The 1,556-nt window shown below is 72.7% G+C and carries 1 protein-coding gene; it reads left to right on the forward strand.

The genetic code is table 11. The annotated features are described in order from the left end of the window. The first annotated feature begins 447 nt into the window (after positions 1–447). Positions 448–1,374, forward strand: coding sequence for a hypothetical protein (locus ACFVUS_RS43835; RefSeq protein ID WP_387781466.1), 927 nt, complete (start codon positions 448–450; stop codon positions 1,372–1,374). The last annotated feature ends 182 nt before the right edge of the window (positions 1,375–1,556 follow it).

The following is a 1,556-nucleotide window of genomic DNA, read 5'->3' on the forward strand; positions in this document are numbered from 1 at the left end:
CTCGAAGCCCCCGTTGCGGACGACGTTGACGTCGGCGGCCTGCGCGGTGCCGGTGGCGAGGGCGGTCAGACCGCCGGCGGTCAGGGTGGCGGCGCCCAGCAGGGCGAGGGAGCGTATGCGGTTCACGTGGGCTCCGGTGGGGGGAGAAGGGGATGTGAAGAACGCGCCGGGGGCATGTGGGGTGCCCCGCAGCCAAGTTGGTCTAGTCCAATCCCCGTGTCAAGGGTCTGTGCGATGTGGCTTGTAACGACCGTCAGGGCGATCCCTGTTGTCCGGATTTCCCGCCACCTGTGACAGGTGCTCAGGGCACGGGAATTCCCAAGGCCCTGCCCTGCCAGGGGTGACGCGGATATGGTGCTGGGGCAAGGGGGAAGGGCGCCGATCGGGTGCGGTCGCGCAGCACGTGCGCGTACGCGCCGGCCGTCGGGAAGGCCCGGGGCGTACAGGGTGAACGGGGGGATCCGCGTGCTGACCGCCATCGCTGTCACCAGCGCCGACCTGGTACTGCCGGCCCCTGACCGGCACACTCCGGCGGCCGCCGTCCTGCACCCGCCGGACCGGCTCGACCTGGAGGGCTCGCTCGCCGAGACCACCGCCCTGCTGGAGCGGTACGGACACCTCGTGGTCGTCTTACCGCCCTGGCTGCCCGCCGCGACGACCCGGCGGCTGCACACCGTACGGGCGATCCTGGAAACCGACCGGATCGCGCTCCTCGACATCGACCTGCCACCGCTGGCCACCGCCCTGCTGGTACGCCAGCTGCGCCAGCTCAGCGTCTGCGACTTCAGCCCCGGAGTCATCGCCTCCGCCGCCCGGCTGCTCTCCCACTACATCCACGCGGGCGCCCTGCTGGGCTCGGTCGCCAAGCTCGACCGCGTCCCCGTCGGCCTCGGGGCCCACGCCCGGTCCTGGTCCCCGAGCGCGCAGTTCGCCGTACTGGCCAACCCCGCGCCGCACCTGGTCAAGCTGGGCGGCGGAGGCGGCAGGGGCGGGGGCGGGGCGCACGCCGGGGGCGCGGGACTGCCACCCGGGCCCGAGTTCGCCACCCACCTCACCTTTGCCCGGGGCCAGCTCGCCTCCGACTGGGTGACGGCCGAACTCGCCCCCGCCTGGCAGGTCCAGGGCGTCATGGAGAACCCGCTGCCCGCCGACTCGCCCGGCTGGTGGGCCACCGGAAAGCTCGTCGAGTTTGCCGCGGCCATCCCGGATCCCGCCGTGCTCTACCAGCTGGTCGCCTCGGTCCGCCGCGAGGAGTGCCGCTGGTGCGGCGCCGAGCTGATCGGAGACCGCTGCGGCTTCTGCTCCGCCCCGCTCACGGCGCCGCCGCCGCAGGCCGCCGCCGACGCCACCGCCCCGTACAGAGCCAGATCCTGACCGCCCGAACGATCGAAGAACGGCGAGGTAGTACGGCACATGAACTCACGCCAGCGCCGCGGCGTCATCCTGTTGCTCCTCTCGGTCCTGTGCGCCCTCGCGGCGTTCGCCGGGGTGGTCATGGTGATCGGCGACGTCAACTCCAAGGTCGGGTCCGAGGTCGTGGCCTACCGCGTGAAGGG

The sequence above is a fragment of the Nocardia sp. NPDC058058 genome (genome assembly GCF_042885355.1).
Lineage (GTDB): Bacteria > Actinomycetota > Actinomycetes > Mycobacteriales > Mycobacteriaceae > Nocardia.